Genomic DNA, 3,442 nt, shown 5'->3' on the forward strand with positions numbered 1-3,442 from the left:
GCGAGGCGGCGGCGATCGGGCCGGACAAGCGCATCATCTCTCTCCTCTGGTCAGGCGCGCGCGCGAGTCCCGCTTGCGCGCCACCGGAGGCTGAACTCGGCCGGGCCCCGGAGGTTGCCGGAGAGGCAAGCTTGAGCGGCGCACGCGAGAGCGGCTAGACAAGGCGGGAAGGGGGACCTCGCCATGCGTCTTGCCGTGCTGCTGATCCTGTCCGCCGCGGCGCCGCTCGCCGCCCAGCCCGCGCCATCCGCCCAGCCAGCCCCGTCTCAGGCGGCGGCGCAAAGCGTGCCGGGGCCGGTGACGGTCGAATCCTATTACCGCATCCGCTGGGGCAGCTTCTGGGACTTCATGGAGATTTACCGGCAGCACCACGCGCCGATCTTGGCCGAGATGCAGCGCCTCGGCTTCATCACCGCGATCCGCACGGAGACGCCGCTGACCCACATGGCCGGCGATCAGCGCTGGGACCTGCGCGTCACGATCACCTATCGCGACGGCAATGCGGCGGCGGGATCGGACCCGGGCTACGACCGCGCCGCGGCCGAGGCGAGCCGGCGGCTGTTCGCCGACCGCGACGCCCATCTCGCCGCCGAAACCCGCCGCTTCGCGATGATCGAGGAGCATTGGGATGTCATCGTCGCGCCCTATGCGGAGTGACGGCGAAGCGGGACGAACGGACATGAGCTCGAAGCAGAACAGGCTGATCGACCGATGACCAAGCACCGCATCTACAAGATCGCCTTCGCGAGCGTGTACCCGCATTATGTCGCCAAGGCGGAGAAGAAGGGGCGGACGAAGGCGGAGGTGGACGAGATCATCCACTGGCTGACCGGCTATGACGCGAAGGCGCTGAAGGCCGAGCTGGAGGCGGGCACCAATTTCGAGGACTTTTACGGGAACGCACCGCGGATGAACCCGGCGCGGGAGAAAATCACCGGCCTGATCTGCGGCATCCGCGTCGAGGAGGTCGAGGACCCGCTGATGCGCGAGGCCCGCTATCTCGACAAGCTGATCGACGAGCTGGCGCGGGGGAAGAAGATGGAGAAGATTTTGCGGGAGGGGTGAGACGGCACGCTCCCGCCTTGGCGACAGGCCCGGAAGGTCACGAAGTTGAGGGATTTCGCGGAAGATTTTCATTGTGACCTTCCACGCCCACGGCGGCGCTCGGCCCAGCGGTCGTAATTGCGGGCGTTGCGCTCGACCCGGTCGTAAAGCCGGAGGAGCGCGTCATTGTCGGGCTGATGGAGCGTGCCGACCTGCTCGCCGTTGCGGATGATCGGCTTCACCTTGCCGAAGACGGCGCGAAACCAGAGCTGCGAATGGTTGGTCCGGGCCGGCGGCGGCCGAGTCGCCATGGCCGAATCCCAGGCGGCGGCGAAGCTCTCCGCACCCGGGCGCGCGCGCAGGCGGTAGGCGCTCTCCCGGCTCATCCCCACCGCCCGCGCCGCCTTGCTGATCGAGCGGGTCTGGCGCAGCGCGGCGATGAACGCGCGCTGCATGCGGGGCGTCCAGCCGTCCTTGCGGGCGCGGACGGGGACGGGGGTGAAATCCGGGCCGGCGGCAGCGCGGCGCGGGGCGGCGGGGGCGGGCGAGCCATTCATCCGGCAGGATGGATCAGATGAGGCGGGCTGCAAGACAGCGCAAAATGGGGCCGTTGGATCGGTTGCGGCCGATCGTGGCCTTCGGGCATCCTGTTTTTGGATCGGGCATGCGCCCCGCAATGCGTGCCTCGGAATGCGTTGCCGTGTGACGCTTCATGATCCTTGCTCCTTCGAATCGAAAAAGGAGCGAACCATTTAGTGCATGTCGGGGGGTGTAGGAAAACCTCTAATGAGCGGCACCGAACACCGAAATTCCGTAGCTCATCCTCGCGCGCCGGTGACCTTAGATGAGGGGCAGACTGAAAGAGAGATCTTAGCTGCTCTCGGGTGTGCAAATGACCTTTTCGAAATTGTCTTTGGAAAGGGCCTCCCCTACGCATCCTTGGGCGTGAAGCCCAAGGTGAAGCGATGAAAGATCGGTCCGTCGCAGGCAGATAAATCTCCCCGCCGCTCTCTTTGAGTTTCTCTCTCATCTCGGCCAAAGTGAACGAAGGATAGCGAGAAATCCGCGCGGTCGCGTTTCTCGCTCGGCCTCCATGCGCGTTTGTTCGTTGTCGATCTGCGCGCCCAGCCGGTTGCGGCAGAGTTCCTGCGCCCACTCCGGCTTGCAGTCGCGGACGCGGAGGCAGTTCAGGTCCTGGACCTCCATCGCCCGCAGCATCTGGCGGAACTCGGCATCGGTTTCCGGCTGCCGCGCGACATAGCAGTGCGGATATTCGCCATCTTCGAGCCATGCCAGCAAGCCGGGCGCCTCGGTCTCCCAGACGCCGCACGCGAGGCAACAGCTGTCCTCGACATAGAAGTCGCCCGGGACGTTGGCCGGGTGGGGCGTGGGCATCATTCGGCCGCCACGCTTGGACGCGGACCATGCCCATTGGCTGCATAGATTTCCAGCACCCGCTCGGGCGTGATGCCTTGCTCCTGGGCCAGCGACAATTCGTGCTCGGGATCGTCCAGCCCGATGGTCGGACGCTGACGGTCGAGCTGCGGATAGACCCAGCACGCCTGGTTGAGCGTTTCCCCGAACTCGGACAGCCGGTTCGAGAACCAGCCGAACCACGGCCCCTCGCCGGCATAGGCGCCATCGTCGAAGCGATCGACGTAGCGCTCGAAGTTCTGGCGCGAGAGTGTCGACCAGATTCCGTAGCCGAACTTCTCGGACATGCCGTGCACCGGGATTTCGAACACGCAGCGGACGAAGAAATTTTCGCCGCCGATGACGCAGAAATCCTCCGAGAGAAAATCGCCGTCCAGCCGAAGTGCGCTGTTGGGCTCCCTCACTTCGATCTCGCCCCAATGATCGGGCGCGGAGGCGCCGATATCGAACATGCCGCGATGCTCGGTTTCGCACGAAGCGCAGGTCCAGGCGGCATCGCGCAGCAGCTCGAGCGCCGAAGGCCCGCGCCGGCGAAAGAACCTCATTCGGCCGCCGGCAGGTAGATTTCGCCGCCCTTCTCGCCGAACTTCTCGCTCATCACGTCCGCCCCGGCCGGACCATCGGCGTCAGCACGGGCGACGTCTCGGTCTGGATCTCGCCGATGCGTTCGAAGCCGAAGCGTTCGTAGAGCGATATGTTGCGCGGGTTCGAGCTTTCCAGATAGGCGGGGCGGCCGTCGGCGTCGATGCGGGCGATCGCGGCTTCCATGAGGGCGGTGCCGAGGCCCTGGCCCTGGCGGGCACATTCACGCAAGCTGACTCTTGTTCAAATAGTCCCGCATCTGGCGCGCATATACTGAGCGGTAGAGCCTCGCCTGCTTCCAAGCATCAATGTCCCAAAGCCGGAAGTCAAAATGCTTCCAGCAGCGTTTCCGAGCATAGCTGAAATGCTGCACTTCCATTTC

The 3,442-nt window shown here is 65.2% G+C and carries 6 protein-coding genes; 2 read left to right on the forward strand and 4 right to left on the reverse strand.

Annotated features, from left to right (window positions below; translation table 11 throughout):
* Positions 1-183 precede the first annotated feature (183 nt).
* Together ACT4N8_RS01875 and ACT4N8_RS01880 are read left to right on the forward strand one after the other, a co-directional pair.
* Positions 184-657 (forward strand): hypothetical protein, encoded by a 474-nt coding sequence (locus tag ACT4N8_RS01875; RefSeq protein ID WP_444856442.1) that lies wholly within the window; start codon positions 184-186, stop codon positions 655-657.
* A gap of 54 nt (positions 658-711) precedes the next feature.
* A complete protein-coding gene (locus tag ACT4N8_RS01880; protein ID WP_444856443.1) occupies positions 712-1,065 on the forward strand; it encodes a DUF2200 domain-containing protein in 354 nt (117 codons plus the stop codon).
* A 68-nt stretch (positions 1,066-1,133) separates the two neighbouring features.
* On the opposite strand, the gene ACT4N8_RS01885 is transcribed toward ACT4N8_RS01880, so the two are convergent.
* From ACT4N8_RS01885 to ACT4N8_RS01900, 4 genes are all read right to left on the reverse strand, one after another.
* A complete protein-coding gene (locus ACT4N8_RS01885; protein ID WP_444856444.1) occupies positions 1,134-1,601 on the reverse strand; it encodes a hypothetical protein in 468 nt (155 codons plus the stop codon).
* A gap of 469 nt (positions 1,602-2,070) precedes the next feature.
* Positions 2,071-2,439: a hypothetical protein gene (locus tag ACT4N8_RS01890; RefSeq protein ID WP_444856445.1), complete on the reverse strand. Its 369-nt coding sequence runs from the start codon at positions 2,437-2,439 to the stop codon at positions 2,071-2,073.
* The gene (locus ACT4N8_RS01895; protein ID WP_444856446.1) at positions 2,439-3,023 is read right to left on the reverse strand and encodes a DUF2199 domain-containing protein; all 585 of its coding nucleotides are present in this window, start codon (positions 3,021-3,023) and stop codon (positions 2,439-2,441) included. The genes ACT4N8_RS01890 and ACT4N8_RS01895 overlap by 1 nt, the downstream gene beginning before the upstream one ends.
* 52 nt (positions 3,024-3,075) lie before the next feature.
* Entirely contained in the window at positions 3,076-3,291 is a 216-nt protein-coding gene (locus ACT4N8_RS01900; protein ID WP_444856447.1) for a GNAT family N-acetyltransferase, read from the reverse strand.
* Positions 3,292-3,442 lie beyond the last annotated feature (151 nt).

Origin of the sequence: Sphingosinicella sp. (assembly GCF_052387495.1) — a bacterium.
Lineage (GTDB): Bacteria > Pseudomonadota > Alphaproteobacteria > Sphingomonadales > Sphingomonadaceae > Allosphingosinicella.